Here is a 26,814-nt window from a genome sequence, read left to right on the forward strand (position 1 = left end):
GAGGAGGGCAGGGGGGGGGAAGCCCCCTGCGGGACCGTCAGGAGCCTACGACTTGCGGGCGACGGTGAAGCGGGCGGCCTCGCACAACGTCGCGGCGGCCTCGCCCCAGGGCTTGAGCGCGGTCTCGCACTCGCCCACCAGGCGCTCGCACTCGGCACGCGCCCCGTCGAGGCCGAGGCGGTCGACGAGGGTGGCCTTGCCGGCATCCTTGTCCTTGCCGGTGCGCTTGCCCATCGCCTCGGAGGACGCCTCGCGGTCGAGGATGTCGTCGGCGACCTGGAAGGCCTGGCCGAGCGCCCGGCCGTAGGCGAGGAGCGCGCGGCGCTCCTCGGGCGAGGCGCCGCCGACGAGCGCGCCGGCATCGACCGAGAAGGCCAAGATCGCGCCGGTCTTCATCGCCTGGAGCTGGAGCGTGGCATCGACGTCGAGGTTGGCCGGGCCGAAGCGCCCCTCCGCCCCGAGATCGAGGAGCTGGCCGCCGACCATGCCGCCGAGGCCGGACGCCCGGGCGAGGCCCAGCACCAGCTCGGAGCGGATCAGCGGATCGGCCTGCCAGGCTGGATCGGCGACGATCTCGAAGGCCAGCGTCTGGAGCGCGTCGCCGACCAGGATCGCGGTCGCCTCGTCGTACTTCTTGTGCACGGTCGGCTGGCCGCGGCGCAGGTCGTCGTCGTCCATCGCCGGCAGGTCGTCGTGGACGAGGGAGTAGCAATGGACCAGCTCGACGCCGGCGCCGGCCGCCATCGCGCCCTCGAACGGGCCGCCGAGCATCCGGGCGGTCTCGATCGCGAGGAACGGGCGCAGGCGCTTGCCGCCGTTGAGCACGGCGTGGCGCATCGCCTCCATCAGCCGGGGCGGCCGGGCGATCTCGCCCGCCTGCACGCCGTCGCCGAGGCGCTCGGCGAGGAAGCCTTCGGTGCTCTTGGCGACGGCGGCGAGCCGCGCCGTGAAATCGCCTGCCTGCGGGTATCCTGTGGTGCCGGCCATCGTATTTTCCTGGGGACGGCCCGGCGTCGTGTGCTGCGGGGCCCGCGTTGACGTCATGGTGTCCTCGTATCGACGGGCACGCCGAGAGGAGGGTCGGATTCAGGAGCCGCGCGTCACGGCGGACCGCGACGGGGCTGGCCGGGACGGGAACGTCCTGCGGCCGATGCGCCGCCTGGAGCCGAGCCACGCGCCGGTCGCCGGCAGCGCGACGCGGGCCCGCGGGCGGCGGGTGCTGCGCGCCGTGCTCCTCGTGCCCGTCATGGCGGTCGTCCTCGTCCTGGTCCTGGCGCTCGTCTATCGCGCGCTGACCCCGCCCTCAACCCTGATGCTCGGCCGCTGGGTCACGCTCCAGCCGGTGAGCCGCATCGCGGTGCCGCTGGAGGCGATCGCCCCGGCGCTGGTCCAGGGCGTCGTCGCCTCCGAGGACCAGCGCCTGTGCCTGCATGGCGGCGTCGACTGGGACGCGCTGTGGAGCGTCGTCGACGACGAGGACGGCCCGAGCCGCGGCGCCTCCACGGTGACGATGCAGACGGTGAAGAACGTCTTCCTGTGGCCGGGACGCTCCTACCTGCGCAAAGCCCTCGAGATCCCGCTGGCGCTGATGGTCGACTTGGTCTGGGGCAAGCGCCGGACGATGGAGATCTACCTCAACGTCGCCGAGTGGGGGGAGGGGATCTTCGGGGCCGAGGCCGCGGCCCGGCACTGGTTCGGCAAGTCCGCCCGCGACCTCACCCGGAGCGAGGCGGCGATGCTGGTCGCCACCCTGCCGAACCCCATCCTGCGCAACCCGCGCCGCCCGACCCGGGCCTTGCGGGCGATCGCGAACCGGATCCAGGGGCGGACGAGCGGGATCGGGGGCCTGAGCCAGTGCGTGCGGCCGTGACCCCCCGTGCCGGAGGCATCGGTCCGCGGCGTCCGCCTCGGGACGTCGCGATCATTTCGAGACGGGAGAGAGCGATGGTGGGCAGCGGAGTTCGTGCGATCCTGGCCGCCGGCATCGGGGCCGTCGCGTTCCTGGCGGCGTCGCTTCCCGTGCCGGCCCGGGCCAACGACAGCGCCGCCGCCCTCGACGCCGGCGGCCTCGTGCTGGTGCGCGACCCGGACATCGCGCTCGCCAGCGAGGACCTGCGCATCGGCCTCGACCGCATCACGGTCGACTACGTCTTCCGCAACCGCGCCTCCGCGCCCAAGGCCCTCCGGGTCGCCTTCCCGCTGCCGGCCATCGACGGGGCGCAGCTCTCGATGAGCGCGCTCGACCTGCCCCATGCCGATCGGGCGAACTTCGTCGGCTTCACGGTGACGGTCGACGGGGCGCCGGTGATGCCGCTCCTGGAGGAGCGGGCCCATCTCGGCACGAGCGAGGTGACCGGCCTGCTCGCCCGCCACGGCCTGCCGCTCAACCCGCTGCGGCGCGCGGACCTGGCGGCGGCGCTCGCGCGCCTGCCGCCGGCGGTGCTCGGGGAGCTGGAGAAGGCCGGCCTGCTCTCGGAGGCCAAGGCCGATGCGGAGGGCCTGTGGCGCAGCGAGGCGAAGTTCCACTGGGAGCAGACCTTCCCGGCCGGCCGCGAGCTGCGCGTCTCCCACACGTACGCCCCCGTCACGGGCAACCACCTGCTCTCGCGCGAGGAGGCGGCCACCCCCGCCTACCGCGCCCGCTACTGCCTCGACGAGGCCGGCCTCGCCGGGGTGCGGCGCCTGATCGCCGCCTCGCCGATGAAGGAGCAGGGCCTGACCCGGGCGATCGAGGTGCCCTACATCGTGACGACGGCGCGCAACTGGGCCGGGCGCATCGGCCGCTTCACCCTGACGGTCGACAAGGGCAGCCCGGCCGCACTCGTCAGCTTCTGCCGCACCGGCGTGCGCAAGACGGGGCCGACCACCTTCGTGTGGGAGGCGACGGATTACGCGCCGGATTCCGACCTGCGGATCCTGATCGTCTCGAACGACGACGGAGCCCTCGGCATCCGCTGAGCCGGCCCGCCGCCCCGCGGCTCACGCGACTTTCCCATGCGACTTTCCCTCGCGGCCGCCCGGAACGGGGCTGGCGCGCCGGCCTTTCCCCCCGTAACACGGCCCCGCCCGCCCGAGCGGCGCGGCCCTTGAAAAGGGAAGCACGATGTTCACTCTCGAGATCGACGGCACGGCCGTCGCCATCATCCGGTCGAACGAGGAGCGGGCCCGGGAGCTTCTTGAGGTCGAGGGTTTCCAGGACGACCTGCGCACCATGAAGAGCGACGGCCGCCCGCTGTGGACGGGCAAGGTCGAGTCGCTGAAGCTGCGCCCCGCGACCGAGGACGAGGTCGAGACCTTCGAGGACTCGATGGACGACGAGGATTTCGAGGACGAGGACGAGCCCAAGGCCGCCAATGACAGCCAGGGCGAGACCGAGGACGAGGACGAGGAGGACGACGTCGACATCCTGTTCCTCGTCGACATCGACGACGAGGACGAGGCGTAAGACGCCGCGCGGCCGGCGTCTCGCCGGTCGCATCTTTCCTGTCCGAGGCCCGCTCCGTCGCCGGAGCGGGCCTTTTTTCGCTTACGCGCCCAGCTTGCGCTTGCGCTGGCCGAGCGTGCGCAGGCGCAGCGCGTTGAGCTTGATGAAGCCCGCCGCGTCGCGGTGGTCGTAGGCGACCGCGCCCTCCTCGAAGGTGACGAGGTCCTGGTCGTAGAGCGAGTTCGGGCTCTCGCGGCCGATGACGTGGACGCCGCCCTTGTAGAGCTTCAGCCGCACCGTGCCGGTGACCATCTCCTGGCTCTTGTCGATCAGCGCCTGGAGCATCTCGCGCTCCGGCGAGAACCAGAAGCCGTTGTAGATCAGCTCGGCGTAGCGCGGCATCAGCTCGTCCTTGAGGTGCGCCGCGCCGCGGTCGAGGGTGATCGACTCGATCGCCCGGTGGGCCGGCAGCAGGATGGTGCCGCCGGGGGTCTCGTACATGCCGCGGCTCTTCATGCCGACGAAGCGGTTCTCGACGAGGTCGAGGCGGCCGATGCCGTTGGCCCGGCCGAGCTCGTTGAGCTTGGCGAGCAGGGTGGCCGGCGACAGCGTCTCGCCGTCGATCGAGACCGCGTCGCCGCGCTCGAAGCCGATGGTGATGATCGTCGGCGTGTCGGGCGCCTCCTCGGGGGAGAGGGTGCGCGAGTAGACGTAGTCCGGCACGTCCTGCGCCGGGTCCTCCAGCACCTTGCCCTCGGAGGAGGCGTGCAGGAGGTTGGCGTCGACCGAGAACGGCGCCTCGCCGCGCTTGTCCTTGGCGATCGGGATCTGGTGCTGCTCGGCAAACGCGATCAGCGATTCGCGGGAGCGGAAATCCCACTCGCGCCAGGGGGCGATCACCGTCACGTCGGGCTTCAGCGCGTAGTAGCCGAGCTCGAACCGGACCTGGTCGTTGCCCTTGCCGGTGGCGCCGTGGGACACGGCATCCGCCCCGACGCGCTCGGCGATCTCGATCTGCTTCTTGGCGATCAGGGGCCGGGCGATCGAGGTGCCGAGCAGATAGATGCCCTCGTACTGGGCGTTGGCCCGGAACATCGGGAAGACGTAGTCGCGGACGAACTCCTCGCGCAGGTCCTCGATGAAGATGTTCTCCGGCTTGATGCCGAGGAGCTCGGCCTTGGCGCGGGCCGGTTCCAGCTCCTCGCCCTGGCCGAGATCGGCCGTGAACGTCACCACCTCGCAGCCATAGGTGGTCTGGAGCCACTTGAGGATGATCGAGGTGTCGAGGCCGCCCGAGTAGGCGAGCACGACCTTCTTCACGCGCTTCTGGGGCTGGTCGGACATGCGGGTCGGGCCTCGAGCGAAAAGGGAACTGAGTGAACGCGCCGGGGCTTAACAGCCCGGCCCGGCCGCGTGCAACCGCGTTGCCGCACTCCTCGCTCCGGCCCGTGGCGAAGCGACGCCCGGCCCGGTGCTTGTGGGCGGCGCGCGCGGACGCGAAGGTGCCGGCTTCAGCCACACGGAGGGGTGCGATGCTGCGCCGGCCCACGCTCGAATTCTGGTTCGAGTTCGCGTCGACCTATTCCTACCTCGCCGCCATGCGGATCGAGGCGCTCGCGGAGGCCGCCGGCGTCACCCTGCGCTGGCGCCCGTTCCTGCTCGGGCCGGTCTTCGCCGCGCAGGGCTGGACCTCCTCGCCGTTCAACCTCTACCCGGCCAAGGGCCGCCACATGTGGCGCGACCTCGCCCGCGAGGCCGCCCGCCTCGGCCTGCCGCCGGTGGTGCGCCCCGAGAGCTTTCCCCAGAACAGCCTGGCGGCGACCCGGGTCGCGGTCCACGGCGCCGAGGAGCCGTGGATCGGGCCCTACGTCCGGGCGGTCTACGACGCCGAGTTCGCCCGCGGCCAGTCGATCGCCGAGCCCGCCGCGGTCTCGAACCTCCTCAACGGCCTCGACCTCGACGGGCCGGCACTGATCCGCGCCTCGACCCAGGAGCCGGTGAAGAGCCGCCTGCGCTCGATCGGCGAGGAGGCGAAGTCCCGCGGCCTGTTCGGCGCCCCGACCTTCCTCACCGAGGACGGCGAACTGTTCTGGGGCAACGACCGGCTGGAGCAGGCGCTCGCCTGGGCGGTGGGGGAGCGGCCGGCGGGGATGCGCTGAGCCTCTACTCCTTCTCCAGGATCGACACCGTGCCGTCGCGCTCGACGATGGCGACCGCGACCTTGTCGAGGTCGTCGAGCTTCTCCTGGCGGGCGGCGGTGCGGATGTCGGCCTGCTGCATGCGCAGGCGGCGCATCGCGGTCTCGTTCCAGCGGCCGTCGCGGAACACCACGATCGGGGTGCCGTCGACGATGCGCTCGAACCAGACGAAGCGCAGCTTCAGCCACGACGCCGCGACGTGCATCAGCCCGACGGTGAAGAGCGCGCTCATCGCGCCGACGAACGAGCGGTCGTCGCCCAGCACGGCGCTGACCGAGAGGCCGCCGAACAGGAAGAGCACCACCATGTCGATCGGCGCCTGCTGGCTCGCGGTGCGGCGCCCGATCAGCCGGATCACGAACAGCACGATGATGTAGGCCGCCGCGGCCTTGAGGACGGTATTCATCGCTAGAGCATTTTCCGACGAAGTGGAAACCGGTTCGTCGCAAAAAATGCGACAAAAAAATGGCTTAGAGAGCTTCGCGATTGCAACGCGATCGTGAAACGCCCTAAGGCACCGCGAACTGCGACCAGGACAGGGTCTCGCCCTCGTCGAGGCGAGCGGTGAGATCGACGGCGCCGCGGAAGCTCGGCGAGCCGGTGAAGCGGATCACCGCGTGCGTCTCGCCCTTGATCACCGGGAAGACGAGGCGGATGTTGCCCCCCGCCACCTGCCAGGTCTGGGGCCGTGGCGTGATGCTCTCGAGCCCGAACAGGTCGACGAGCTCCTTGGCGATCGTCACCGCGACCTGATCGCCGCCGGGCGGCACCCGGGTGTCGAGGCGCACGATCGTCGGCGCCCCGAACCGGGCCACCGGCTCGTAGTGGATCACGATCGATCCGTCGCGGTTGGAGCGGGTGTGCTCGCTGAGGGGCCCGCGCCCGAGGAGGCCGAGGGCGCAGACGACCACGAAGGCCAGCATCAGCCAGCGCCCGGCGAGCTCGGCCCGGCGCCAGCGATCCTCGAAGGCGGGATAGAAGCCGGCCGCGATCTCCTCGCGCATCGGCGGATCGTCATGGATGACCTTCACCGGGACCCCTCTCGTCGCGGGCGCCCCGTCGGCAGCGTCTCGCCGGGTCGCAGGCGACCGGACATAGTGCCCCCGCGTCATCCGGCCATCATGCGCGGGGCGGCTGGCCCCGCGCCCGGGCCGGGCCTACAACGGGACGCTGCGTCAACCGACCCCGCGACGATGCCAGGCACCGCCCGCCCTTCCCCCGCCGAGCCGGCCGGGCGCCTCGTCGCGCTCGACCGGATGCGCGGGTTCGTGGTCGGCCTCGTCGTGCTGCACCACGCGGTGCTGGCCTACTGCACCTTCGGTCATGTCGACCGGGTCCACTACGCCCTGTCGACCGCGCCGATCGTCGATTCCGCGCGCTGGATTGGGTTCGACCGCCTCGTCATGCTGAACGACGGGTTCTTCATGCCGCTGCTGTTCGGGCTCTCGGGCCTGTTCGTCCGGGACGGCCTCGCGCGGCACGGCGCGAAGGCCTACCTGCGGGGGCGGCTCTCGCGCCTCGGCCTGCCGTTCTGCGCGGCCGTCCTCACGCTGATGCCGCTCGCCTACTACCCCTCCTTCCTCCAGGCCGGCGGCGCGCCGGGTTTTTCGGATTTCTGGCTCGCGACGGTCACGACCGGGCCGTGGCCGAGCGGTCCGCCCTGGTTCATCGGCGTCCTGCTGCTGTTCGACGCCGGCGCCGCCCTGATGGTCGCGCGCGGACCGGCGCTCCCTCGCGCCGCGGATACAGGGCGGCCGGGTCGGTCCTTCGCGGGGCTCGTCGCCGTCACGGCGGCCGCCTTCCTGCCCTTCCTCCTCGCGGTCGGCCCGGTCCGCTGGTTCGCGATCGGGCCGCTCGCCGTCCAGGGCAGCCGCATCGGCCTCTACGCCGCGTATTTCGCCGCCGGGGCCTGGCTCGGACGGGGCGGCCCGGCGGCGGTGGCCGGGTTCGGGCGGGCGCTCGCCCGCCGCTGCGGGGCCTGGGCCGCACTGGCCGTCGCGACCGCGGCCGCCTTCGCGGCGGCGCCCCAACTCGGCCGGGCGCTGCACCTGCCGGGCTTCGCGACGCTGGCGCTCGTCGGCGCGGCGCAGGTGGCGTTCTGCGCCGCCGCCTGCCTCGCCCTGCCGGCCGTCTTCCTGCGCGTCGCCGGAGGCCGTCGCCCGGTCCTCGACAGCCTCGCGGCGAACGGCTTCGCGATCTACCTGCTGCACTATCCCGTGGTGACATGGGTGCAGGCCGGCTTGCTCGGGCTGACGGCCGGTCCCGTCGCGAAGGGGTGTGCGGCCTTCGCGGTCGCGCTGGCCGGCAGCTGGGTCGCCGCGGCGGCGCTGCGGCGACTCCTCCTCGTCGGACAGAAACTCAGGAAATGACCGCGCCGCTCCCACCCGCGCCGCTCCTGCCCTGGACCGCGCTCCTCGACGGCGCGGCCGACCGGGCCGATGCACGCCTCGTCACCGTCACCGGCTGGCCGGTCGCCGCGACGGAGGCGGCCGAGGCGCGCTACTGCCTGCTCGTGCCGGAGCCCGCCTGCTGCGGCGGCTGCCTGCCGGGCCATCCGGCCGCCTGCATCGAGGTGCGCGCCGATGGGCCGATCCCGCTCGACGGCCGGGCGGTGACCCTGCACGGCCGCTTTCGCCGCCTGCACGACGATCCGTGCGGCTGGCGCTACCGGCTCGACGCCGCCGTGGTCGTGCCCGACCGCGCGCCGCCTCGTCCGGGCTTCTCCCATCGGGGCCTCTCCCGCCGCGGCCTCGTCGCGGCGGCCTCGTTCCTCTGCCTGCCGGTCGCCGCCGCCGCGCAGGATGCCGCGCCGGCCGCCGCATCCGAGGCCGCGACCGACGCGGTGACCGAGGCCCGCCGCGCGCGGGCCGCGGCCTTCCTCGCCGCGCGCCCGACGATCGACTGCCACAGCCATGCCGGCCGCGTGCTGCGGGTGCGCCAGGCGGAGGGGCACGCGCCGTTCACGCCGCTGGCGCCGCCGATGCGGGCCGGCGGCCTTGCGGTCGCCTGCCTGGCGATCGTATCGGATTCGCCGACCCATCGGGTGACGCCGGAGGGCCGCATCCGCGCCTTCCGCGAGCCCGAGCCGGGCGAACTGCGATCCTACGCCGAGCGGGGCTTCGCCCGCCTGCACGCCCTGGTGCGCGAGCAGGGCCTGCGCCTGGTGCGCAACGCCGCCGACCTCGCGGCGGCCCGGGCCGCCGAGCCTGCGATCCTCGTCGCCGCGGAAGGCGCGGATTTCCTGGAGGGCGACCTCGGCCCCCTCGAGGAGGCCTACCGGCGGGCGGACCTGCGCCACCTCCAGCTCACGCATTACCGGGCGAACGCGCTCGGCGACATCCAGACCGAGCCCCCGGTCCATGGCGGCCTGACGGGGTTCGGCGCCGCGGTGATCCGGGCGTGCGAGGCGCTGGGGGTGATCGTCGACGTGGCGCACGGGACCGAGGCGCTGGTGCGCCGCGCGGCCGAGGTGGCGACGAAGCCCCTCGTCCTCTCGCACACCTCGCTCACGACGCGGTCGCGGCCCTGGACCCGCCGCATCACCCCTGCCCATGCCCGGATCGTCGCGGCGACCGGCGGCGTCATCGGCCTGTGGCCGCCCGCGGGCCTGTTTCCCGACCTCGCGGCCCTGGCCGAGGGCATCGCCCGGATGGCGGACGTGGTCGGGGCGGACCATGTCGGGCTCGGTACCGACATGATGGGCCTCGTCGGCCCGAGCGCCCTGCCGGATTACGCGGCCCTGCCCGACCTCGCCGCCCACCTCCTCGCCCGGTTCACCCCGGACGAGACCGCCGGCATCCTCGGCGGCAACTACCTGCGGGTGGCCCGGGCGTGCCTGGCGGCGTGAGGTGCGCCAGGGCCCCCGCAGGGAGTTGCCGCGGCGGGCAAACCCGCTACGATGGGTTCCGGGTCGGCAGTCACCCAGGCGTCACCGCCCCGAGGAGGGGAGCTAAACCTGCCCGTTGTCCTTCGGCATGCCTTCGTTCCCGTGCCGCGTCGCAAGCCGGTGACCCTCGACACCTGATCCCAGGTCGGCATCCGGAGATGAACCGTGCCGAGAGACCCGATCCCCTTCGCGACCCGCGACGTGTCGGCGCTGGCCAAATCGCTGCGCGCCCAATGGGCGTCGCGGGCGAGCCCGCCGAGCCACGTCGAGATGCTGAACATGCTGGCCCGGGCCGCCGGCCACCGCAACTTCCAGCACTTCCGCGCCCGGGGCGACCATCGCCCGCCGGGCCCGCCGGAGCCTGCCGCCGAGGCCGATCCCTCGGCGGTCCTGCGCGCCGCCCGCCACTTGCCAACAACCTGCTGGCGATGAAGCGTGCGTTTGAGGAGGCCGGGCTAACGCTGGCGGAGAGCCCGGCCGGGCTTTTTTTACCGGGGCTGGTAACCCCTTAGATCAGAAGGGCAGCGGCCCCGCCCCGTGATGCGCGAGGCCGCGCACGATCTTACTGACCGTGCCGCCGTTAACGCAGAAATAGTGGGACGCTCGTGCTTGGCTCCACCCGAGAACCTTCACGGCGTGGAGGATGTGGCAAGCCGTTAGGCGGTCGCACGGGAACTCATAAGGCATAGGTAAACCTTTCGCTAAACTGCGATTTTGGGTTACCCGGCTTGAAGGCTGGACTCAGACGTGCGACATTAGCTGTGCGGAGCATCGCAGCCTGTCAGCCTCCAAGCCGGTAGTTTGCATGTTCGTCGCCGGGTTGGCGTTGCAACCGCTGACCCGGCTTCTCCCCTCTCTTAGAGGGGGTGAATGACGCGATATCGTTCTCCTCGTTGGCGCCCGACCGGACGCGGGGTGAGACGGAGAGTCAGATTTTAGAGGATATCGTCCTCATATTCTGACTCGGCATCTGGGCCGGCCGACGCACCACCGCCGGCCGGCCCATTTTTAGAAGATGAGGAGTCATCGGACTCAGACTCGTCTTCTTCCTCCTCCTCCTCAATGGAGGACGGATCTGGAAGAAAGTATTTACCGCCCATCTTCATCAGTCGCCCTGCCTTCGTTAGGCGCCAGAGCGTTGGTCGAATAATATTTGGATCTGGATCCGGCATATAGCGCCGCTTAATCTCGGCGATTATTGTTGATGCATCAACGCCGTCGCCAATGATATCATCGCCGATGATAGCAAAGATCATATCAGGAACGGTTATATCTATTAGCTTGGCTTGAACAAGCCCAGCAGCGGTGCTCTCCGCGGGCTTGCCGGGGGGCGCCCCCTTGAAGCCGAGCCTATCAAGAGCCTTTATCGCGATATCAATCTCGTCGTTCTCACGACGCAAAGCCACAAGCTGCTCAGAAAGCCGAGTGGCCTTGGTCACGTTGGCGTTGCGCCTTTGAATTAGCGCGTCGATGGGGTTCGGGTCGGTCATAGGCGGCACTCTGCGCAAGATGCAAACTGTCGCCGTCCAGGGCGCATGTCAAGCCATTATGCCAACTTGCAACGCGCCGTGTTGATAAATCCGCTTGATATCCCGCACTGACAAATTTCAGACCGCGCCTTGCCATCTCACCTCAACGCTTTCCGGTGAGCTTGCTGCATAATACCGCAGATCAGCACGCAGACCGCCACCGCCAACCTGGAACGGCGTCATGGCGCCCCGGCGGATCGCGGCGCGGGGATCGGCGGGGTCGGTCGAGATGGACATGGCGTGTCTCCCGGGACGCGCGTCGGTTCTGCGGCGATGCGAGAGGAAAGAAGTCTCTTCCACGTCGGCGTCGCGCGGTCGCGCTTGAGCGGCGACGACCGTCTTACCGCCATCGCCGAACCGACGGTAGATCGCATCGGGTGCAGGGTTGTGCCGGGCGAATCCCCCCGGCAAACGCGAGATCCCGGGGCCGCGCGCGCGGCCCCGGGATCTCGTGTCGTCTCGCAAGAGTGTCCGGTCGCGGCGAGGTCGGGTCCAGGTTCAGGCCTGGGCCCGAGGCTCGGCGCCGCCTTACCGCCCGCAGGCCGGCGTGCCGTAGCCGGCATAGACCACCCGCACCGTGCGGCAGGCGGGGGGCGGCGCCTCGGCGGCGGCGGGCTTGGCCGCCTCGACGGCGGCCGTCGGCTCGGTCTTCGGGGCATCCGCGCCCGCCCGCACCACCAGCGGGGTCGCGACCAGGGAGAGCAGTGCGGCGGCGGCGACCAAGGTCAGGCGGTGGGTCACGGACAATCTCCCCTAGTCTTGCACCGCACCCGGCGGCATCGTGTTCGGATCTGTACTGTCAACGAGCTTGACCGTTTTCCGGTTCCAGCCCCGCTTCGGGTTCGTGCGGGGGCGCACGCGCGCTTGACTCGGGCGCCGCCGGTTCCCAAGGGTCGCGGCACGATCCGACCCCGCCCGAGCCGCAAGCCCCCGCCCATGACCGCCATCGACGCCGACCTCCAGCCGACCCGCTCGTTCCAGGGCCTGATCCTGACGCTCCAGCGGTTCTGGGCCGCGCAGGGCTGCGTGATCCTCCAGCCCTACGACATGGAGGTGGGCGCCGGCACGTTCCATCCGGCCACCACCCTGCGGGCACTGGGCCCCAAGCCCTGGAAGGCGGCCTACGTCCAGCCCTCGCGCCGGCCGAAGGACGGGCGCTACGGCGAGAACCCGAACCGGCTCCAGCACTATTACCAGTTCCAGGTGATCCTGAAGCCGAACCCGCCGAACCTGCAGGAGCTCTACCTCGCGTCGCTCAAGGCGATCGGCGTCGACCTCGCGCTCCACGACATCCGCTTCGTCGAGGACGACTGGGAGAGCCCGACGCTCGGCGCCTGGGGCCTGGGCTGGGAATGCTGGTGCGACGGGATGGAGGTGAGCCAGTTCACCTACTTCCAGCAGGTCGCCGGCTTCGAATGCTCACCGGTCGCCGGCGAGCTGACCTACGGCCTCGAGCGCCTGGCGATGTACGTCCAGGGCGTCGAGAACGTCTACGACCTCAACTTCAACGGCCGCGAGGGCGACGAGAAGGTCACGTACGGCGACGTCTTCCTGCAGGCCGAGCAGGAATACTCGCGCCATAACTTCGAGGCCGCCGACACCGAGATGCTCTTTCGGCAGTTCCGCGACGCCGAGGCCGCGTGCCGGGCCTACCTCGAAGCCGGCGAGCCGGGGGCGGACAGCAACGATCCGCGCCACCGCATGGCGCAGCCGGCCTACGACCAGTGCATCAAGGCCAGCCACGTCTTCAACCTGCTCGACGCGCGCGGGGTGATCTCGGTCACCGAGCGGCAGAGCTACATCCTGCGGGTGCGCGAACTGGCAAAAGCCTGCGGCGAGGCCTGGCGGCGCACCGATGCGGGCGGCCTCGCGGAAGCGCCCGCCGCCTGACATCCGCGCCGCCCGGCGCTACACCCCGCCATCCTCCCCTTCCCGATTCCGGGCCCTCCCGACGAAGGGCCTCGAGGCCGCCCGATGCCCGACCTGCTGCTCGAACTCTTCTCCGAGGAAATCCCCGCCCGCATGCAGCGGCGCGCGGCCGAGGACCTGCGCAAGCTCGTCACCGACGCGCTGGTCGAGCGCGGCTTCCTGTACGAGGGCGCCAAGGCCTTCGCGACGCCCCGCCGCCTCGCCCTCCACGTCGCCGGTCTGCCGGCCCGCGGCCAGGACGTGCGCGAGGAGCGCAAAGGGCCCCGCGTCGGCGCTCCCGAGGGCGCCGTCCAGGGCTTCCTGAAGAGCGCCGGCCTCGCCAGCCTCGACGAGGCCAAGGTCGTTTCCGACCCGAAGAAGGGCGAGTTCTACGTCGCGGTGATCGAGCGGCCCGGCCGCGAGACCATCGAAGTGCTGGCCGAGATCATCCCGGCGATCGTCAAGAGCTTCCCCTGGCCGAAATCGATGCGCTGGGGCGCGGCCTCGCGCGAGCCGGGCTCGCTCCGCTGGGTCCGTCCGCTGCACTCGATCGTCGCGAGCTTCGGTCCCGAGACCGAGACGCCCGAGTTGGTCCCCTTCGCCATCGACGGGGTCGAGGTCGGGTTCACCACCCGCGGCCACCGCTTCCTGGCGCCGCAGGCGATCGAGGTGCGCCGCTTCGCCGATTACCTGCCGGCCCTGGAGCGGGCCTTCGTGGTGCTCGACGCCGACCGGCGCAAGGACATCATCCTGCACGACGCCCGCGACCTCGCCTTCGCGCGCGGCCTCGACCTCGTCGAGGACGAGGGTCTGCTGGAGGAGGTGGCCGGCCTCGTCGAGTGGCCGGTGACCCTGATGGGCGCCTTCGACGAGCGCTTCCTCGCCATCCCCCCGGAGGTGATCCGCGCGACCATCCGGGCGAACCAGAAGTGCTTCGTGCTTCGCGGCGCGCCCGGCCCGGACGGGCGCGAGCGCCTGGCCAACGCCTTCATCCTGGTCTCGAACCTGGTGGCCTCCGACGGCGGTGCCGCGATCGTCGCCGGCAACGAGCGGGTGGTGCGCGCGCGCCTCTCCGACGCGGCGTTCTTCTGGGAGACCGACCGCAAGACCCGTCTGGAAGACCGGCTGCCGAAGCTCGGCAACATCGTGTTCCACGAGAAGCTCGGCACCCAGGCCAGGCGCGTCGAGCGGATCGCGGCCCTCGCCCGGGCGCTGGCGCCGGTCGTCGGGGCCGACCCGGATCTCGCCGAGCGGGCGGCGCGGCTTGCCAAGGCCGACCTCGTCACCGAGATGGTCGGCGAGTTCCCGGAGCTGCAGGGCCTGATGGGCCGCTACTACGCCGCCGAGCAGGGCGAGGACCCGGCGGTCGCCGCCGCGATCGAGGATCATTACAAGCCGCTCGGGCCCAGCGACCGGGTGCCGTCCGAGCCGGTCTCGGTGGCGGTGGCGCTCGCCGACAAGCTCGATACGCTTGCAGGTTTCTGGGAAATCGATGAGAAGCCTACTGGCAGTAAGGATCCGTATGCCCTGCGGCGGGCGGCGCTAGGTGTAATTCGCCTCCTACTCGAAAATAATATAAAAATGCGGTTGGATTACATCGTCCGCGCCGCACATATGCCCGTCGCATTGGAAATCGCACGAAAATATGATTCGGCCGCAAGATTGAAAGCCCTTTCTGCAATTGCAGGCATGGATTTAAGTGAGCCGTCCTATGAGGTGGCCAAATCTGCTATTGATGACGATTATTTCGGAAAAAGCTTGGGTAAGTACGAAAAAATCGATAAACAGTCGCGTGAGGTTTGTGAGAGCCTTTTTTCGTTTTTCGTTGACCGGCTGAAGGTCTACCTGCGCGACCAAGGCGCCCGCCACGACCTGATCGACGCCGTCTTCGCGCTGCCCGGGCAGGACGACCTCCTGATGGTGGTGCGCCGGGTCGAGGCGCTCGGCCGCTTCCTCGACACCGAGGACGGCAAGAACCTGCTCGCCGGCTCCCGTCGCGCCGCCAACATCCTGCGGATCGAGGAGAAGAAGGACGGTCGCGCTTACGATGCGGCGCCGGACCAGAGCCTCCTGCGCCTGCCCGAGGAATCGGCCCTGGCCGAGGCCCTGCGGATGGCCGGCGCCGAGGCGGGCAAGGCCGTGGCGGTGGAGGATTTCGAGGGGGCGATGCGGGCGCTCTCGACCCTGCGTGCGCCGGTCGACGCCTTCTTCGACAAGGTGACGGTGAACGCCGACGAGCCGGCCCTGCGCGCCAACCGCCTAGCGCTCCTCAACGCGCTCCGGGCGGCGACCCGGGAGGTCGCGGACTTCTCCCGCATCGGCGGCGAGGGCCGCTGAGCGCAACGCGCGACCGGGCTCTCCCGTAAGCCCGGCCGCGCGCGTCCGGCCGTCGATCCGGCGCCGTGAGCCAATCCGCGTCTCCCGCGTTTCCCCGGCGGGAGAGGGCGGCCGCCCCCCGGCTCCCGCGGTCCCCCCGGGGGCCGGCGGATCGACACGGTGCGGCGAGGGACTTTGACTGCGATGCACCAGAACGCCATCCGACCGCACCGGGACAAGCCGGGAGTCTCGGCCCGCGGCATCGTGCTCACCCTGCTCGGGGTCGTGATCGGCAGTGCCGGCTACTACGCCTCCTGGCGCTACCAGACCCCGCTTGGCACGATCGGCGGTATCGCCGGTCTGGCGCTCTGCGTGATCGGCACCAGCCACGGCCACGAGGGCGGGCACTAAGCTCGACTTTGGCCTTCAGGCTGCGTTGCAGGGAGGGCGGGCCCCGGGCGGCGGCAGGGGCGAAGCACGGTTTCGTTCTGTGCCGCTGGAGCCGGGATGTCGCCAAAACGCGCTCACGCCAGCGAGCGTATCCGGGAGGGCGGGTTGCGCCTTCGGGTACCGGGCGGCCTGCACCGCCTTGCGGCGTTCGCGAGCGGGCCGACGCGCTGCCGACAGGAGATTGCGGAGAGCAGGGCGAGCAGGCAGGGGTGGTGCGGGCGATCACCCGGCCCGACCACTGGCGCTGGGTCTCGACGCCGAGATGGGCGCGAGTCTCCCGGACGGTAACCTCGACGCTCCCGTACCCGTCACGGCTCTCTGGCGGTGGTGATCAATAACTGGCGAAGGAATTCCGGGATCGAGCGGAATGATCTGTGGTCCCGCCGGTCGGATCGGGGTGGTCGGGGCGTTGTCCGGTTGCGCTTTCGGTGGCCGGTCCGGGCGCCGGCCGCGCGTCGTCTGATCGCGAAAGGGTTCGTGGCGGAGCGCGAAGGCACGCTTTCCTCTTCGAACCGGACAATCGCCGCACGGCGTATGGTTTCGACGTCGTCGGTGCCGAGACGATCCGCGATGAACGCCCGCACGGCCGGGTTCTTGTCCAGCCGCGAGAGGCGATGCTGAGTCTGGACCCTGGAGCCGCGTCCGATGGCGCGTGGTACTCGGCTTCTTCCGCCCCAACATCCCGTTTTTTCAAAGCCGCTTGCGGAACACTTGCGGAACGCTTACCATGTTCGCGATTTGTTTCCGGAGCGCGGCAGCGCGGGGATGAGAGAGTCACATGCTCACGCGTAAGCAGTTGGACCTGCTCCGCTTCATTCAGCAGAGAATGCGCGAGACGGGTGTCCCCCCGTCCTTCGACGAGATGAAGGACGCCCTCGACCTGAAGTCGAAATCGGGCATCCACCGCCTGATCACCGCCCTGGAGGAGCGCGGCTTCCTGCGCCGTCTGCCGAACCGGGCCCGGGCGATCGAGGTGATCCGCATCCCCGATACGGTGACGGGGCCGGCGACGGCTCCCGCGGCCGGGGCCGAGGTGGTGCGGTTCAACCCGAGCGTCGTCGAGGGCGGGCGCGCCCACGAGCCGAAGCGGCAAGCCGGCATCCCCGCCATGGCGACGGCCTCGGATGAGAACGGCCACTCGGTCAGCGTACCGGTGATGGGCCGGATCGCCGCCGGTACGCCGATCTCGGCGATCCAGAGCCAGAGCCGCACGGTGGCGATGTCGCCGGACTTCCTGGCCAGCGGCGAGCACTACGCCCTGGAGGTGCGCGGCGACTCGATGATCGAGGCCGGCATCCTCGACGGCGACCTCGTGGTGATCCGCCGCCAGGAGACCGCCAATACCGGCGACATCATCGTGGCGCTGATCGACGACGAAGAGGCGACCTTGAAGCGCCTGCGGCGCCGAGGCTCGTCGATCGCGCTCGAGGCCGCCAACCCGGCCTACGAGACCCGGGTGCTCGGGCCGGATCGGGTGCGGATCCAGGGCCGGCTGGTGAGCCTGGTGCGGAAGTACTGAGTTCGCGCGGGGAGCGCCTTCGCCCGACCCCCCGCACGGGAGGGTGGCCTGCGAAGCAGGCCGGAAGAGGGGGAGCGACGCTTCCGGAAAAACATGTGGCACGCCGCCATGTTCTGCGGGCCTGATCCGGTCCGCAGCTCCGGCGGGCGTGCCCATGGCGCCAGTTCGGGCGCCCGTGCGGCAGAGCTTCTATGCGACCGCACGACCGCGCAGCGAAACCCACAAGGCCTATCTCGACATGATCGGCGGCGGCGACGTGCTCCGCGCCGGCTCGCTCGTCAGCCCGACCACGACCGACGGCTTGCCAGTGAACCTCGGCAAGTTGCGCGAGCAGTTCGCCGGCGAGAACGCCCTCGCGCCGCAGGGCGGCTGCCTGAGCTTGACCAAGGACATTTTCTTCACGAGTCCCTCGCCGGCCTCGGCGCTGGTCGAGGGCTGCAGCTCGACAGGGCCTGGTGACTCGATCAGGGTCACGGACCGGAAGCGGCTCGGTGACGGGTTTCGCGAACACGATGTGCTGGGTGAGGGGTCCATGCTCATGCGGAGTGCCGGCCCGTGAGCGTGGTCGGGACGACCAGCATTATCGGGTTCGATTCGGCCTGGACCGACAACCCTCGTGCGCCGGGTGCGATCTGCACGATTCGCATCGACCGGGCCGGCCGCCGCACCCTCGTGCCGCCGCGCCTCGCCTCGTTCGACGAGGCTCGCGCGGCGATCGAGGCGGAGAGCGCCATCAGCGACTTGCGCCTCGTCGCCCTCGACCAGCCGACCCTGGTTCCGAACGCGACCGGGATGCGCCCGGTCGATCGGGTCGCGGCCTCCCTGATCTCCTGGCTCGGCGGCGGCGTGCAGCCGGCGAACCGCGGGAAGGCCGGGATGTTCGACGACGCGGCCCCGCTCTGGCGCTTCAAGGAGCGGCTCGGCGCGACGGAGGATCCGGAGGCCTCGCGGGAGGCCATCCGCGGCCTCTACCTGATGGAGGTCTTTCCCGCCCTGGCGATGCCGTCCCTCGATCCCGCCTTCGACGGCCGCCTGCGCGGACCGCGCTACAACCCGGCCCGCCGCAAGACCTTCACGCTGGCGGGCTGGCAGGCGGTGATCGCGGCGGTGCGGCGGCAAGCGGTCGAGTCCAGGATCGCCGGGCTCGCGGACTGGGCCGACGACCTGGCGCGGATCGCAACCCCGCGCAAGGCCGACCAGGACCGGCTCGACGCGGTGCTCTGCGCCCTCATCGGGCTGCACTGGCTCGTCCAGCCACGTCACAGCTCGATCATGATCGGCGACCGCATCGCGGGCTACATGGTGGCGCCGGCAAGCCCGTCGGTGCGAACGCGGCTCGAGACTGCCGCCAAGGCTTGCGCCGTTCCGGTCGACCCCGAGCGCCGCGTCACGGCCTCGGCCAGCGGCGGGCCTTGAAGGTGGTCTCGTCGCCGTTCCGCAAGGCGATCTCGCCGTGGATCGTGTCGGCACCGTCGCACTCGGCCCAGCCGTCGCCGAACACCTCGTCGCCCTCGTCCGAGCCCTGGAAGCGGAAGTCGACATCGGTTCGGCTGCAGGCGCCGTCGAGGCTTGCGGCGACGGCGCCGAAGCGGAACCTGTCCGCTCCGTTCGGCCCGGAGGCGATGAAGGCCGGCTCGACGAGGTCGAGATAGTCGTTGTCCCGGGCGCCGGCCTAGGTGATGCCCGCTCCCGAATATTCTCCATGCGACCTATCTCCTGGCGGGCGGGAGAACGATCATGACCGGCGAGAAGGCGACAGCCCGGGGCACCATCCTTGCCCAGTATCGGCCGATCCGGTGCGCGATCCAGGCCGTCCTCGCGCAGGCCGTGGATGCCTGCAGGAAGCCCGACCTCAACCGGGCCGCCAAGCATCTCGGCCTCCTCGACGAGGCGCACCTCGCGGACGACACGGTCCTCAATATGCTCTGCGACGTGGCGCTGTTCGAGCCCAACCAGCGCGGCCGGCGCGTCTTCGACGGCTTCCTGCGCGATCGCCTCGCCGCTCTCGACCCGGGCGAGCAGGAGGTCGCCCGCCGAATGGAGGGCGCGTTCGTGTCGATCTTCCGGGTGGCCGGGCGGCACGCCCAGGCCGGTCTATGGCTCGAGGACCTGCTCGCCGCCGGACGCCGCCTCTGGCTCGTCGACGAGAGTCTCGAAGCCTCCGCCTCCGATGGGGAGGTGATCGGCATGCGGCTGTTCGAGGCCGGGTCGTTCCACGCCGGCTTCGGCATCATCGTCGAGCCGCAAGAGGATCTGGTCGCATTCTGCACGCAGGCCGCCGCCCGCGGCAACCGCCTGCCCATCCGCCACTCCCTGGCGGCCGCGCTCTATGCCGACGACATCCAGGCGCGGAGCCTGCCCAGCCTCGACGAGGTGGACATGCCCGAGGTCGTCGTCGAAGCCCTGATGCGACAGGCCGGCGTCCCGCAAGGCACGCCCGTGGCACGGCCTCGCCGGGGCCGCAGACGACCGAAGTGAGGGGCAACCGGAACGCGCCCGTGGCGCTCGCGATTCAACCGGACGAACCTCGGGCCTTGCCCGGGGTTCGTCCGCTCCCGCCACACGCCGCGTCGCGGGCACGGTCGGGATGACGACGAACCGGAGGAGGACGCCATGACCCGTATCGACCGCCGCACGCTCCTCGGCGCCGCGAGCCTGGCGCTCGCGGGCAGCACGGCGCAGGCCGCCTCCGACCCCGTCGCGCCGCCCGCCCGGTCGACCCCGCCGCACGACGTCACCCGCACGCTCGCCCGCTACGTGACGACGGCCCGCTTCGAGGACCTGCCCGAGGCGGTGCGGCGCGAGGGCACCCGCACCTTCCTCAACTGGGTCGGCGTCGCCATCGGCGGCTCGCACCACGAGACCCTCGACGTCGCGGTCTCGGCGCTCCAGCCCTTCTCCGGGCCGCCGCAGGCCGGGCTGTTCGGGCGCAGCGAACGCTTCGACATCATGAACGCCGCGTTCCTCAACGGCGTGTCGAGCCACATCTTCGACTACGACGACACCCACCTGAAGACCGTGATCCACCCGGCCGGACCGGTCGCCTCGGCGATCCTGGCGCTGGCCGAAATGCGTCCGGTCTCCGGCGCCGAGTTCCTCAACGCGCTCGTGCTCGGCGTCGAGACCGAGTGCCGGATCGGCAACGCGGTCTATCCCAACCACTACGACGTCGGCTGGCACATCACCGGCACGGCGGGCGTGTTCGGGGCCGCCGCCGCCGCGGGCCGGCTGCTGGGGCTCTCCGAGCAGCAGATGGTCTGGGCTCTGGGGCTCGCCGCCTCGCAGCCGGTGGGCCTGCGCGAGTCGTTCGGCTCGATGAACAAGAGCTTCAACCCCGGCCGTGCCGCCGCCAACGGGCTGTTCGCGGCGATCCTGGCCTCGAAGAACTACACGAGCTCGGACGGGATGATCGAGGCCAGGCGCGGCTGGGCCAACACCCTTTCGACGAAGCAGGATTACCGCGAGATCACCGAGGGGCTGGGCAGCCGCTACGAGGCGGCGCTCAACACCTACAAGCCCTTCGCCTGCGGCATCGTCATGCATCCGGCGATCGATGCGGCGGTGCAGTTGCGCACCGAGAACCGCTTGACGCCTGAGCAGATCCAGCGCGTCGACCTCAAGGTGCATCCGCTGGTGCTGGAGCTCACCGGCAAGACCGCGCCGCGCACCGGGCTCGAGGGCAAGTTCAGCATCACCCACGCGGTGGCGGTGGCCCTCGTCGAGGGGGCGGGCGGCGAGAAGCAGTTCAGCGACCGGGCGGTGCGCGACCCCGTCGTGACGGCCCTGCGCGCCAAGGTGGTGCCGACCGTCACCCCGGGCGTGAAGCCCGAGCAGGTCGACCTGACGATCACGCTCGCGGACGGGCGCACGCTGACGCGCCACATCGAGCACGCGGTCGGCAGCGTCGAGAACCCGATGAGCGACGCGGACCTCGAGCGCAAGTTCACCGACCTCGCCGACGGCATCCTGCCCGAGGCGCAGATCCGGCGCGTCATGAGCCTGTGCCGGGACGTGGCCAACCTGAAGGACGCCGGCAAGGTCGCCCGGGCCGGGGCGCGGGCCTGACCGGAGACACGCCGCAGCCGGGCGCTCGCCGCGCGTCACGAGCGACCCGTGCAAGCGGCGCGCGGGATCAGGGTGCCGTCCACCGGACAGGTCTCGGCGACGCGCCTGGCCGGCGCACCGGCGGCATGCCGCGCCGCCCGCACCGTCGGCCTGTCCCGGCGTCGTTGCCTCCCCCCCGGCGCAGCCGACGCGTTTCGACCGTGTGACCTTTTTCGTCGGAGCCTTCGCCCGGATCCCCTCGAGCGGACTGGCTGACCCAGGGCGATCGGGTGAAGTGTCATGGGGCAACGAGCCTGACGAGATAGTCGTCGTCCCAGCCTGCGGTTTTGCGGGCGAGGCGCATGGAGTCCTTGCGCTTTTTGCGGGCTGCCACGGTCACCGCGATGTGGCGGACCGTCTTCATGTTCTGCGGAGCATGAGCGGTGCGGATGCGCGATTGATCGTCGTGGAGGGCGACGTCGAGGATCCAGTGCAGTCCGTTCTCGATCGCCCGGTGCTGCCGGATGGCAGGCCCGAGGCGGTCGGCGCCGAGCGGTGACGAGGTCAGGTAGCAGCGGGTCTCACGCTCGATCCTGGTTGCCGCGTCACGGGTGCTCGTATCACGGGTGCGGTCGACGACGATGAGGCTTTTCAGCCCCGGCCAAGCGTGGCGCTGAACAGAACCTCGTCCAGGCGATAGGCGACTTTGCCGGGCTGGCGCGGGTCGGGCAGGTCCGCGAAAGGATCGACGAACACCGTCGCCTCCAACATGGCGACTCCCGGCTCGCTCGCCTCGTCCATCGCTCGCTCTCGAGCCACGTCAGGGCGGACGATCGTTTCAGAGCTTCAGGCTCTTGGCCACCTCCAGCATTCACCCGATTGCCCTGCGTCGACATCCATGCGGGCTTGCGGCAGGCCGGCCATGGGCGCGAGCTGACCACGCCGCCGTCACTGCATCGACTGCATCTCGCAATTCGCGTACGCGACGCTGCCGTCGGCATAGGCCTTGAGCTTGCGGGCATAGGCCTCGGCGCTCGTCCGGAACGGGGCGAGCTGCGCGTTGTAGGCCTTGATCCCGTCGTTGTAGGTGTAGGCCTCCCAGCCAGGGCAGCCGCCCTTGGCATCGAGGCAGGCGGGTTTTTGCGGCAGGGCGGGCTTGACCGGCTTCTCGCTCGCCGGCGGCGGCGTCGGGGCGGTGCAGGCGGCGTGCGCGGCCGGCGCCGCGAGGAGCAGGAGGGCGGCGAGGGCGGTGCGCGACACGGCGGATCTCCACGGGGTGCCGCCTCTCACGCCATCGTGTGGCCGGCCGCCCGGGTCAAACCGGCGCTCGCGGCTTATCTGTGGCGTATCTCGCACTGCACCCGGTTCCCGCATGACCGTCCAACCCCGGATCGCCGATCCCCGCCCGATGCCGTCCCGCCAAGCTGCCCGCCCTGCCGCCCGCGCCGTTTCATGGCCGTGGCTCGACCGCGCCGGCCGCCTGTCGCGGTTCAAGCTCGCGGTCTTCCTGCTCGCGCTGGCGCCCGGCCTGTGGTTCACGGTGGCCTACGCCCTCGACCGGCTCGGCGCCAAGCCGCTCACCGCCTATCTGCACGCCATGGGCGACTGGTCGGTGCGGTTCCTGATCCTGTCGCTCGCGATTACGCCGATGCGGCGCATCGCCAATGCGCCCAAGCTCATCCTGGTGCGGCGGATGCTGGGGCTCACCGCGCTCGCCTACGCGCTGTTCCACTTCACGCTCTATATCGCCGACCAGAAGTTCGACCTCGCCCGGGTGGCGAGCGAGATCGTCTTCCGCATCTACCTCACCATCGGGTTCGCCGGTCTGCTCGGGCTCGTGGTGCTCGGCGTCACCTCGACGGACGGGATGATCCGCCGCCTCGGCAAGGCCTGGCCGCGGCTGCACCGACTGGTCTACCCGCTCACCGCGCTGGCGCTGCTGCACTTCTTCCTGCAATCGAAGATCGACGTCTCGAACCCGGTCTACTGGAGCGGGCTCTTCCTCGCCCTGATGGGCTGGCGGCTGATGCACCGTTTCAAGGTGCCGACCGCGCCGCTGCCGCTCCTGGGGCTCAGCGTGGCCGCCGGCCTCGCGACGGCGGGGCTGGAGGCGCTGTGGTACGCGCTCGCCACCGGCGTGCCGGCCTCGGCCGTCCTCTCCGCCAACCTCGACTTCGCCTACGACGTGCGCCCGGCCTGGTGGGTGTTCGCCACCGCGATCCTGATCGTGCCGCTGAACCTGTGGCAGAACCGGACGGCGTCGGGCGGCAAGGGGTCGGCGGCGAAGGCGCCGGCGGTAAGGGCGTGATGGACTTGGATCTGACGAACCTGGATCTGACGAACCCGAACCTGTCGATCTCGCCGGAAGACCTGATATCCTCTGCGTCATCCCGGGGCCGCGCAGCGGAACCCGGGATCCATGAACGCTGACGGTTCAGAGTGAGGCGGAGCGATCTTCGCCTTCTTTCTTCCATGTCGGCTGTTATGGATCCCGGGTTCTCGTCTTCGACGAGCCCCAGGATGACGGGGAAGGGATAATGACGATGGCTCGATTTGCGTGATGACGCCGAGCCATCATCCATTGAAGCAAGCGCAAGCGCATGAAAGCTTGGTCAGCTTACTTGCCGGCATCAACTGAATGTTCGAGATATTCGAAGGAATGGTGCCCGGGGACGGAGTCGAACCGCCGACACTGCGATTTTCAGTCGCATGCTCTACCAACTGAGCTACCCGGGCGCACCGGTCGCGCGAGGGCGACGGTCCAAGCACCACAGATCGTCCTCTGCCGAGGACGGCACCACTTGCGTCAGGTACGTGAAAGTGGTGCCCGGGGACGGAGTCGAACCGCCGACACTGCGATTTTCAGTCGCATGCTCTACCAACTGAGCTACCCGGGCCCGCCGGCTGCGTGGGGCAGCGGCGTTGAGCGGCGGTATAGAGACGCCCGGTTCGCCTGTCCAGCCGTCTCGTGCGGGCGCGCGGGCGATTGTTTGCCGGCGCCCTCACGCCTCGCCGGCGGCGCGGCGTCGGCGCGGGGCGCGGCTTGGGCTCGCGGCCGCGCGCGGGCCCCGGGCCTTCTTGGCAGGGGCCTTCTTGGCAGGGGCCTTCTTCGCCGGACCCTCGCGGGCAGGGGCCTTACCGCCGCGCGACCCGTCCCCGCCCGCATGGGCGTCGAGGAAGGCGCGGCAGGCGGCGAAATCGGTCTCGATCTCGGGCGGCAGCCCCTCCATCCGCTTCTCGCGGGCGAGCGAGGCGGCGAAGCGCAGCATCGCCGGGGTCGGCGGGCGGGTCGCGCCGTCGCCGGCCGGGCTCCCGGCCTCCGTCCCGCTCGTCGCTCCCCCGATCTTGGGGCCCGCATGGGTGTTGAGGAAGACCCGGCAGGCGCCGACCTCGCGGGTGGCCTCCGGGGGGAGGGGGATGCCTTTTCGGGCGGCGAGCGACCTGGCGAACGACACCATCGCGGCGGTCGGCGCGCGGCCGCCGCGGGACGGCGCCTCGGCGTCCACCTCCAGGCGATCGGCCCCCGAGACGGCGCCGATCAGCGCCTCGACCCGCTCGCGGGTGCGCTGGCGAAACACCTCGGCCCGACGGACGGCCTCCGCCTTCGTCGCCGCCCGGCCGATCTCGGCGAGCTCCGACTCGAACACCGCCCGCCCGACCGGATCGCCATAGGCCGGAAACACCCGGCGCACCGCGGAGACGAAGGCGAGGCCCACCTCCGTCACGGTGATCGGCGGGTCCTTGCCCTTGAGCAGCGTGACGTAGTGGCTCTTCATCAGCTTCGGCAGCACCGCGTCGCGGGTGGCGGCGGTGCCGAGCCCCTTCGGCTCGGTCGGGTTGGCGGGGTTCTCGAGCGCCCGCTTCAGGGCCGGGTCCTCGATCTGGTCGATGAGGCGCCCCATCACCACCGGCAATTCGCCCCGGGTGATGCGCCGCGGCGGCTCGGTCCGGGCGGTCTCGATCGTCGGCTCGCCGCCGGTGCCAGCCTCATCGTCGCGCACCGGCGGCAGCCGCCCGGTGGTCGGCTCGTCGTCGGCCTTGGCCTTGCCGGGCACGACCTCGTCCTCGTCGGCTTCGGTGCCGTAGAGGGCGCGCCAGCCCGGCACCTTCACCACGCTGCCGGTGATGACGAATCGCTTTTGCCCGAGCGGCGTCGCGACCTCGGCGGTCACCGTGGTGCGGGCGTCGATCCCGTCGGCCATGTGGGCGGCGAGGAAGTTCTTGGCGACGAGCAGCCACAGCCGCAGCGCCTCCGGCGCCACGTCGCCCGGGCCCGGCACCTTGCGCAGGGGCACGATGGCGTGGTGCTCGCCCGGATCCTTCACGTAATGGCCCTTCGGCCCGCGGCGGATCTGCGGCGTCGCCGGATTGTGGGCCGCGAGGTCCTTGTCGGCCACCGCGATCGCCGCCAGCACCGCGGCCGCGTCCTTTCCTTGCGATTCCGGCAGGTGCACCGATTCGGTGCGGGGATAGCTGAGATAGCCCTTGTCGTAGAGCGCCTGCGCGTGGCGCGCGGTCACCTGCGGGTCCCAGCCGAAGCGCTTGGCGCAGGCCCGCGCCAGCGTATCCTTGGAGAAGAGTTTGGGCGGCGCCCGGCGCACGTCCTTCTGCACCACCGCGAGCGGGCCGGCCCAGCCCGCGGCGGCGTCCCGGATCGTCTCGGCGTCCGCGATCTCGAAGATCTTGTCCTTCGGCGCGTGCCAGAGCGTCAGGCGCGCGCCGCTCTCCGTCGTCACCGGCAGGGCGATCTTGTAGAAGTCGCGCGGCACGAAGGTGCGGATGCGCTCCTCGAGATCGGCCAGGATGGCGAGCGTCGGCGTCTGCACCCCGCCGAAGCGCCAGGGCTCGCGGAAGGCCGGCGGGCGCAGGCGCAGGGACACCGCCCGGGTGCCGTTGAGGCCGAGATGCCAGTCCTCGTATTGCCGGCATAGGGCCTCGAGATAGGCGGCGTAGTCGCGCTCGCCGGAATCGTCCTCGCGCGCCAGCAGCCCGAAGGCGCGGCGGATCGAGATCTCGTCCAGGGCCCCGAGCCGCAGCCGGTCGACCCGGCCGCGCCAGCCGAGGTGCTCCAGCACCTCCCAGGCGATCATCGAGCCCTCGCGGCCCGGATCGGTGGCGATGATCACCCGCTCGACGCCGCTGAGCGCCTGGCGGATCGCCGCGAGCTTCGGCGCGTGCGACTGGCCCGAGCGGCCATGACCGGGGGCGACCGGCAGCCGCTCCATGGCGATCGGCAGCGCGTCGAAGCGCCAGGGCTTCCAGTCCGGCCGGATCTCCCCGGGCTCTGCCACCTCCAGGAGGTGCCCCTCGGCCGCGACGCAGACCGTGCTGGGCGAGCGGAAGAACCGCTGCACCTGGCGCATCGCCGAGGGCTTCTCGAAGAAGAACAGCGTCTTGCCGCGAGGATGGGTGCCGGAGGATGGGCCGGGGGAGGTGGCCTGCGCCATGGCAGCGGGACGCTCCTGGGCGGGCGGAGAGGCCCGAACGAAGCGGGAACATAATGGAGGGGCCCGGTGTCGGTCAACGCGGGGCTTCGGGAA

Annotated in this window: 27 protein-coding genes and 2 tRNA genes; 17 read left to right on the forward strand and 12 right to left on the reverse strand. The window is 70.9% G+C overall.

What is annotated here, in order from left to right:
* Positions 1 to 45: 45 nt before the first annotated feature.
* Entirely contained in the window at positions 46 to 987 is a 942-nt protein-coding gene (locus tag BMX97_RS02995) for a polyprenyl synthetase family protein (protein WP_048429210.1), read from the reverse strand.
* 163 nt (positions 988 to 1,150) lie between these two features.
* Between BMX97_RS02995 and mtgA the strand changes: the two genes are divergently transcribed.
* From mtgA to BMX97_RS03010, 3 genes are all read left to right on the forward strand, one after another.
* On the forward strand, positions 1,151 to 1,870 hold the full coding sequence (gene mtgA / locus BMX97_RS03000) for a monofunctional biosynthetic peptidoglycan transglycosylase (protein WP_091745300.1): 720 nt from the start codon (positions 1,151 to 1,153) through the stop codon (positions 1,868 to 1,870).
* Between the two features lie 74 nt (positions 1,871 to 1,944).
* On the forward strand, positions 1,945 to 2,958 hold the full coding sequence (locus tag BMX97_RS03005) for a DUF4424 family protein (RefSeq protein WP_091745302.1): 1,014 nt from the start codon (positions 1,945 to 1,947) through the stop codon (positions 2,956 to 2,958).
* A gap of 145 nt (positions 2,959 to 3,103) precedes the next feature.
* The gene (locus tag BMX97_RS03010; RefSeq protein WP_091745304.1) at positions 3,104 to 3,445 is read left to right on the forward strand and encodes a hypothetical protein; all 342 of its coding nucleotides are present in this window, start codon (positions 3,104 to 3,106) and stop codon (positions 3,443 to 3,445) included.
* An 81-nt stretch (positions 3,446 to 3,526) separates the two neighbouring features.
* Here BMX97_RS03010 and BMX97_RS03015 read toward each other — a convergent pair whose 3' ends face one another.
* A complete protein-coding gene (locus BMX97_RS03015) occupies positions 3,527 to 4,768 on the reverse strand; it encodes an argininosuccinate synthase (protein WP_091745306.1) in 1,242 nt (413 codons plus the stop codon).
* A gap of 188 nt (positions 4,769 to 4,956) precedes the next feature.
* Between BMX97_RS03015 and BMX97_RS03020 the strand changes: the two genes are divergently transcribed.
* A complete protein-coding gene (locus BMX97_RS03020) occupies positions 4,957 to 5,583 on the forward strand; it encodes a 2-hydroxychromene-2-carboxylate isomerase (protein ID WP_091745308.1) in 627 nt (208 codons plus the stop codon).
* Between the two features lie 4 nt (positions 5,584 to 5,587).
* On the opposite strand, the gene BMX97_RS03025 is transcribed toward BMX97_RS03020, so the two are convergent.
* On the reverse strand, positions 5,588 to 6,028 hold the full coding sequence (locus BMX97_RS03025; RefSeq protein WP_091745310.1) for a DUF421 domain-containing protein: 441 nt from the start codon (positions 6,026 to 6,028) through the stop codon (positions 5,588 to 5,590).
* A 103-nt stretch (positions 6,029 to 6,131) separates the two neighbouring features.
* The gene (locus BMX97_RS03030) at positions 6,132 to 6,653 is read right to left on the reverse strand and encodes a hypothetical protein (protein WP_060846763.1); all 522 of its coding nucleotides are present in this window, start codon (positions 6,651 to 6,653) and stop codon (positions 6,132 to 6,134) included.
* 162 nt (positions 6,654 to 6,815) lie between these two features.
* On the opposite strand from BMX97_RS03030, the gene BMX97_RS03035 reads away from it, so the two are divergent.
* From BMX97_RS03035 to BMX97_RS03045, 3 genes are all read left to right on the forward strand, one after another.
* Positions 6,816 to 7,991 carry an acyltransferase family protein gene (locus BMX97_RS03035; RefSeq protein ID WP_091745312.1) on the forward strand — a complete coding sequence of 392 codons (1,176 nt, stop codon included), beginning with the start codon at positions 6,816 to 6,818 and terminating at the stop codon, positions 7,989 to 7,991.
* Positions 7,988 to 9,469: a dipeptidase gene (locus BMX97_RS03040; protein WP_091745314.1), complete on the forward strand. Its 1,482-nt coding sequence runs from the start codon at positions 7,988 to 7,990 to the stop codon at positions 9,467 to 9,469. Before BMX97_RS03035 ends, BMX97_RS03040 begins: the two co-directional genes overlap by 4 nt.
* Before the next feature lie 204 nt (positions 9,470 to 9,673).
* Positions 9,674 to 9,940, forward strand: coding sequence for a glyoxalase superfamily protein (locus BMX97_RS03045; protein ID WP_091745317.1), 267 nt, complete (start codon positions 9,674 to 9,676; stop codon positions 9,938 to 9,940).
* 503 nt (positions 9,941 to 10,443) lie between these two features.
* Here the strand turns inward: BMX97_RS03045 and BMX97_RS31905 are convergent.
* From BMX97_RS31905 to BMX97_RS03050, 3 genes are all read right to left on the reverse strand, one after another.
* Positions 10,444 to 10,998 (reverse strand): hypothetical protein, encoded by a 555-nt coding sequence (locus tag BMX97_RS31905; protein ID WP_143074548.1) that lies wholly within the window; start codon positions 10,996 to 10,998, stop codon positions 10,444 to 10,446.
* Positions 10,999 to 11,115: 117 nt separating this feature from the next.
* On the reverse strand, positions 11,116 to 11,274 hold the full coding sequence (locus BMX97_RS32675; RefSeq protein ID WP_177202108.1) for a hypothetical protein: 159 nt from the start codon (positions 11,272 to 11,274) through the stop codon (positions 11,116 to 11,118).
* A gap of 291 nt (positions 11,275 to 11,565) precedes the next feature.
* On the reverse strand, positions 11,566 to 11,778 hold the full coding sequence (locus BMX97_RS03050) for a hypothetical protein (RefSeq protein WP_091745320.1): 213 nt from the start codon (positions 11,776 to 11,778) through the stop codon (positions 11,566 to 11,568).
* 195 nt (positions 11,779 to 11,973) lie between these two features.
* On the opposite strand from BMX97_RS03050, the gene BMX97_RS03055 reads away from it, so the two are divergent.
* The 9 genes from BMX97_RS03055 to BMX97_RS33505 all read left to right on the forward strand — a co-directional run bounded on the left by BMX97_RS03055 (position 11,974) and on the right by BMX97_RS33505 (position 21,833).
* The gene (locus BMX97_RS03055; RefSeq protein ID WP_091745322.1) at positions 11,974 to 12,927 is read left to right on the forward strand and encodes a glycine--tRNA ligase subunit alpha; all 954 of its coding nucleotides are present in this window, start codon (positions 11,974 to 11,976) and stop codon (positions 12,925 to 12,927) included.
* Between the two features lie 84 nt (positions 12,928 to 13,011).
* Positions 13,012 to 15,282 (forward strand): glycine--tRNA ligase subunit beta, encoded by a 2,271-nt coding sequence (gene glyS / locus BMX97_RS03060; protein ID WP_091745324.1) that lies wholly within the window; start codon positions 13,012 to 13,014, stop codon positions 15,280 to 15,282.
* A 183-nt stretch (positions 15,283 to 15,465) separates the two neighbouring features.
* Positions 15,466 to 15,672 (forward strand): hypothetical protein, encoded by a 207-nt coding sequence (locus tag BMX97_RS03065; protein ID WP_091745326.1) that lies wholly within the window; start codon positions 15,466 to 15,468, stop codon positions 15,670 to 15,672.
* An 817-nt stretch (positions 15,673 to 16,489) separates the two neighbouring features.
* The gene (gene lexA, locus BMX97_RS03070; protein ID WP_091745327.1) at positions 16,490 to 17,230 is read left to right on the forward strand and encodes a transcriptional repressor LexA; all 741 of its coding nucleotides are present in this window, start codon (positions 16,490 to 16,492) and stop codon (positions 17,228 to 17,230) included.
* Positions 17,231 to 17,405: 175 nt separating this feature from the next.
* Positions 17,406 to 17,789 carry a DUF4357 domain-containing protein gene (locus BMX97_RS03075; protein WP_177202109.1) on the forward strand — a complete coding sequence of 128 codons (384 nt, stop codon included), beginning with the start codon at positions 17,406 to 17,408 and terminating at the stop codon, positions 17,787 to 17,789.
* On the forward strand, positions 17,786 to 18,646 hold the full coding sequence (locus BMX97_RS03080) for a DUF429 domain-containing protein (protein ID WP_091745331.1): 861 nt from the start codon (positions 17,786 to 17,788) through the stop codon (positions 18,644 to 18,646). Before BMX97_RS03075 ends, BMX97_RS03080 begins: the two co-directional genes overlap by 4 nt.
* Positions 18,647 to 18,967: 321 nt before the next feature.
* Positions 18,968 to 19,708 (forward strand): DUF7986 domain-containing protein, encoded by a 741-nt coding sequence (locus tag BMX97_RS03090; RefSeq protein WP_091745333.1) that lies wholly within the window; start codon positions 18,968 to 18,970, stop codon positions 19,706 to 19,708.
* Between the two features lie 135 nt (positions 19,709 to 19,843).
* Positions 19,844 to 21,295 (forward strand): MmgE/PrpD family protein, encoded by a 1,452-nt coding sequence (locus tag BMX97_RS03095; protein ID WP_091745335.1) that lies wholly within the window; start codon positions 19,844 to 19,846, stop codon positions 21,293 to 21,295.
* Positions 21,296 to 21,497: 202 nt separating this feature from the next.
* The gene (locus tag BMX97_RS33505) at positions 21,498 to 21,833 is read left to right on the forward strand and encodes a hypothetical protein (RefSeq protein WP_244538254.1); all 336 of its coding nucleotides are present in this window, start codon (positions 21,498 to 21,500) and stop codon (positions 21,831 to 21,833) included.
* A gap of 92 nt (positions 21,834 to 21,925) precedes the next feature.
* On the opposite strand, the gene BMX97_RS31915 is transcribed toward BMX97_RS33505, so the two are convergent.
* Both BMX97_RS31915 and BMX97_RS03100 read right to left on the reverse strand, forming a co-directional pair.
* Positions 21,926 to 22,075 carry a transposase family protein gene (locus BMX97_RS31915; protein ID WP_143074551.1) on the reverse strand — a complete coding sequence of 50 codons (150 nt, stop codon included), beginning with the start codon at positions 22,073 to 22,075 and terminating at the stop codon, positions 21,926 to 21,928.
* Between the two features lie 147 nt (positions 22,076 to 22,222).
* Complete coding sequence (locus BMX97_RS03100) at positions 22,223 to 22,534, reverse strand: hypothetical protein (RefSeq protein WP_091745338.1); 312 nt, start codon at positions 22,532 to 22,534, stop codon at positions 22,223 to 22,225.
* 148 nt (positions 22,535 to 22,682) lie between these two features.
* Here BMX97_RS03100 and BMX97_RS03105 point away from each other — a divergent pair, with 148 nt between their 5' ends.
* The gene (locus BMX97_RS03105; RefSeq protein ID WP_091745340.1) at positions 22,683 to 23,582 is read left to right on the forward strand and encodes a protein-methionine-sulfoxide reductase heme-binding subunit MsrQ; all 900 of its coding nucleotides are present in this window, start codon (positions 22,683 to 22,685) and stop codon (positions 23,580 to 23,582) included.
* A 352-nt stretch (positions 23,583 to 23,934) separates the two neighbouring features.
* On the opposite strand, the gene BMX97_RS03110 is transcribed toward BMX97_RS03105, so the two are convergent.
* The 3 genes from BMX97_RS03110 to BMX97_RS03120 form a co-directional block, all read right to left on the reverse strand.
* Positions 23,935 to 24,010: transfer RNA gene (locus BMX97_RS03110), tRNA-Phe, on the reverse strand.
* Positions 24,011 to 24,095: 85 nt separating this feature from the next.
* A tRNA-Phe gene (locus BMX97_RS03115) sits at positions 24,096 to 24,171 on the reverse strand.
* A gap of 105 nt (positions 24,172 to 24,276) precedes the next feature.
* Positions 24,277 to 26,721, reverse strand: coding sequence for a type IA DNA topoisomerase (locus tag BMX97_RS03120; RefSeq protein WP_143074552.1), 2,445 nt, complete (start codon positions 26,719 to 26,721; stop codon positions 24,277 to 24,279).
* Positions 26,722 to 26,814: the final 93 nt, after the last annotated feature.

The organism is Methylobacterium sp. ap11, from assembly GCF_900110515.1.
Lineage (GTDB): Bacteria > Pseudomonadota > Alphaproteobacteria > Rhizobiales > Beijerinckiaceae > Methylobacterium > Methylobacterium ajmalii.

Excerpts from the sequence above, each read along its gene's own strand:
- BMX97_RS03120 (WP_143074552.1), bottom strand. The coding sequence starts at position 26,721 with ATGGCGCAGGCCACCTCCCCCGGCCCATCCTCCGGCACCCATCCTCGC.
- BMX97_RS31905 (WP_143074548.1), bottom strand. The coding sequence starts at position 10,998 with ATGACCGACCCGAACCCCATCGACGCGCTAATTCAAAGGCGCAACGCC.
- BMX97_RS31915 (WP_143074551.1), bottom strand. The coding sequence starts at position 22,075 with ATGGACGAGGCGAGCGAGCCGGGAGTCGCCATGTTGGAGGCGACGGTG.
- BMX97_RS32675 (WP_177202108.1), bottom strand. The coding sequence starts at position 11,274 with ATGTCCATCTCGACCGACCCCGCCGATCCCCGCGCCGCGATCCGCCGG.
- BMX97_RS03105 (WP_091745340.1), top strand. The coding sequence starts at position 22,683 with ATGCCGTCCCGCCAAGCTGCCCGCCCTGCCGCCCGCGCCGTTTCATGG.
- mtgA (WP_091745300.1), top strand. The coding sequence starts at position 1,151 with ATGCGCCGCCTGGAGCCGAGCCACGCGCCGGTCGCCGGCAGCGCGACG.
- BMX97_RS03040 (WP_091745314.1), top strand. The coding sequence starts at position 7,988 with ATGACCGCGCCGCTCCCACCCGCGCCGCTCCTGCCCTGGACCGCGCTC.
- glyS (WP_091745324.1), top strand. The coding sequence starts at position 13,012 with ATGCCCGACCTGCTGCTCGAACTCTTCTCCGAGGAAATCCCCGCCCGC.
- BMX97_RS03055 (WP_091745322.1), top strand. The coding sequence starts at position 11,974 with ATGACCGCCATCGACGCCGACCTCCAGCCGACCCGCTCGTTCCAGGGC.
- BMX97_RS03035 (WP_091745312.1), top strand. The coding sequence starts at position 6,816 with ATGCCAGGCACCGCCCGCCCTTCCCCCGCCGAGCCGGCCGGGCGCCTC.
- BMX97_RS03005 (WP_091745302.1), top strand. The coding sequence starts at position 1,945 with ATGGTGGGCAGCGGAGTTCGTGCGATCCTGGCCGCCGGCATCGGGGCC.
- BMX97_RS03095 (WP_091745335.1), top strand. The coding sequence starts at position 19,844 with ATGACCCGTATCGACCGCCGCACGCTCCTCGGCGCCGCGAGCCTGGCG.
- BMX97_RS02995 (WP_048429210.1), bottom strand. The coding sequence starts at position 987 with ATGGCCGGCACCACAGGATACCCGCAGGCAGGCGATTTCACGGCGCGG.
- lexA (WP_091745327.1), top strand. The coding sequence starts at position 16,490 with ATGCTCACGCGTAAGCAGTTGGACCTGCTCCGCTTCATTCAGCAGAGA.
- BMX97_RS03015 (WP_091745306.1), bottom strand. The coding sequence starts at position 4,768 with ATGTCCGACCAGCCCCAGAAGCGCGTGAAGAAGGTCGTGCTCGCCTAC.
- BMX97_RS03020 (WP_091745308.1), top strand. The coding sequence starts at position 4,957 with ATGCTGCGCCGGCCCACGCTCGAATTCTGGTTCGAGTTCGCGTCGACC.
- BMX97_RS03010 (WP_091745304.1), top strand. The coding sequence starts at position 3,104 with ATGTTCACTCTCGAGATCGACGGCACGGCCGTCGCCATCATCCGGTCG.
- BMX97_RS03090 (WP_091745333.1), top strand. The coding sequence starts at position 18,968 with ATGACCGGCGAGAAGGCGACAGCCCGGGGCACCATCCTTGCCCAGTAT.
- BMX97_RS03065 (WP_091745326.1), top strand. The coding sequence starts at position 15,466 with ATGCACCAGAACGCCATCCGACCGCACCGGGACAAGCCGGGAGTCTCG.
- BMX97_RS03025 (WP_091745310.1), bottom strand. The coding sequence starts at position 6,028 with ATGAATACCGTCCTCAAGGCCGCGGCGGCCTACATCATCGTGCTGTTC.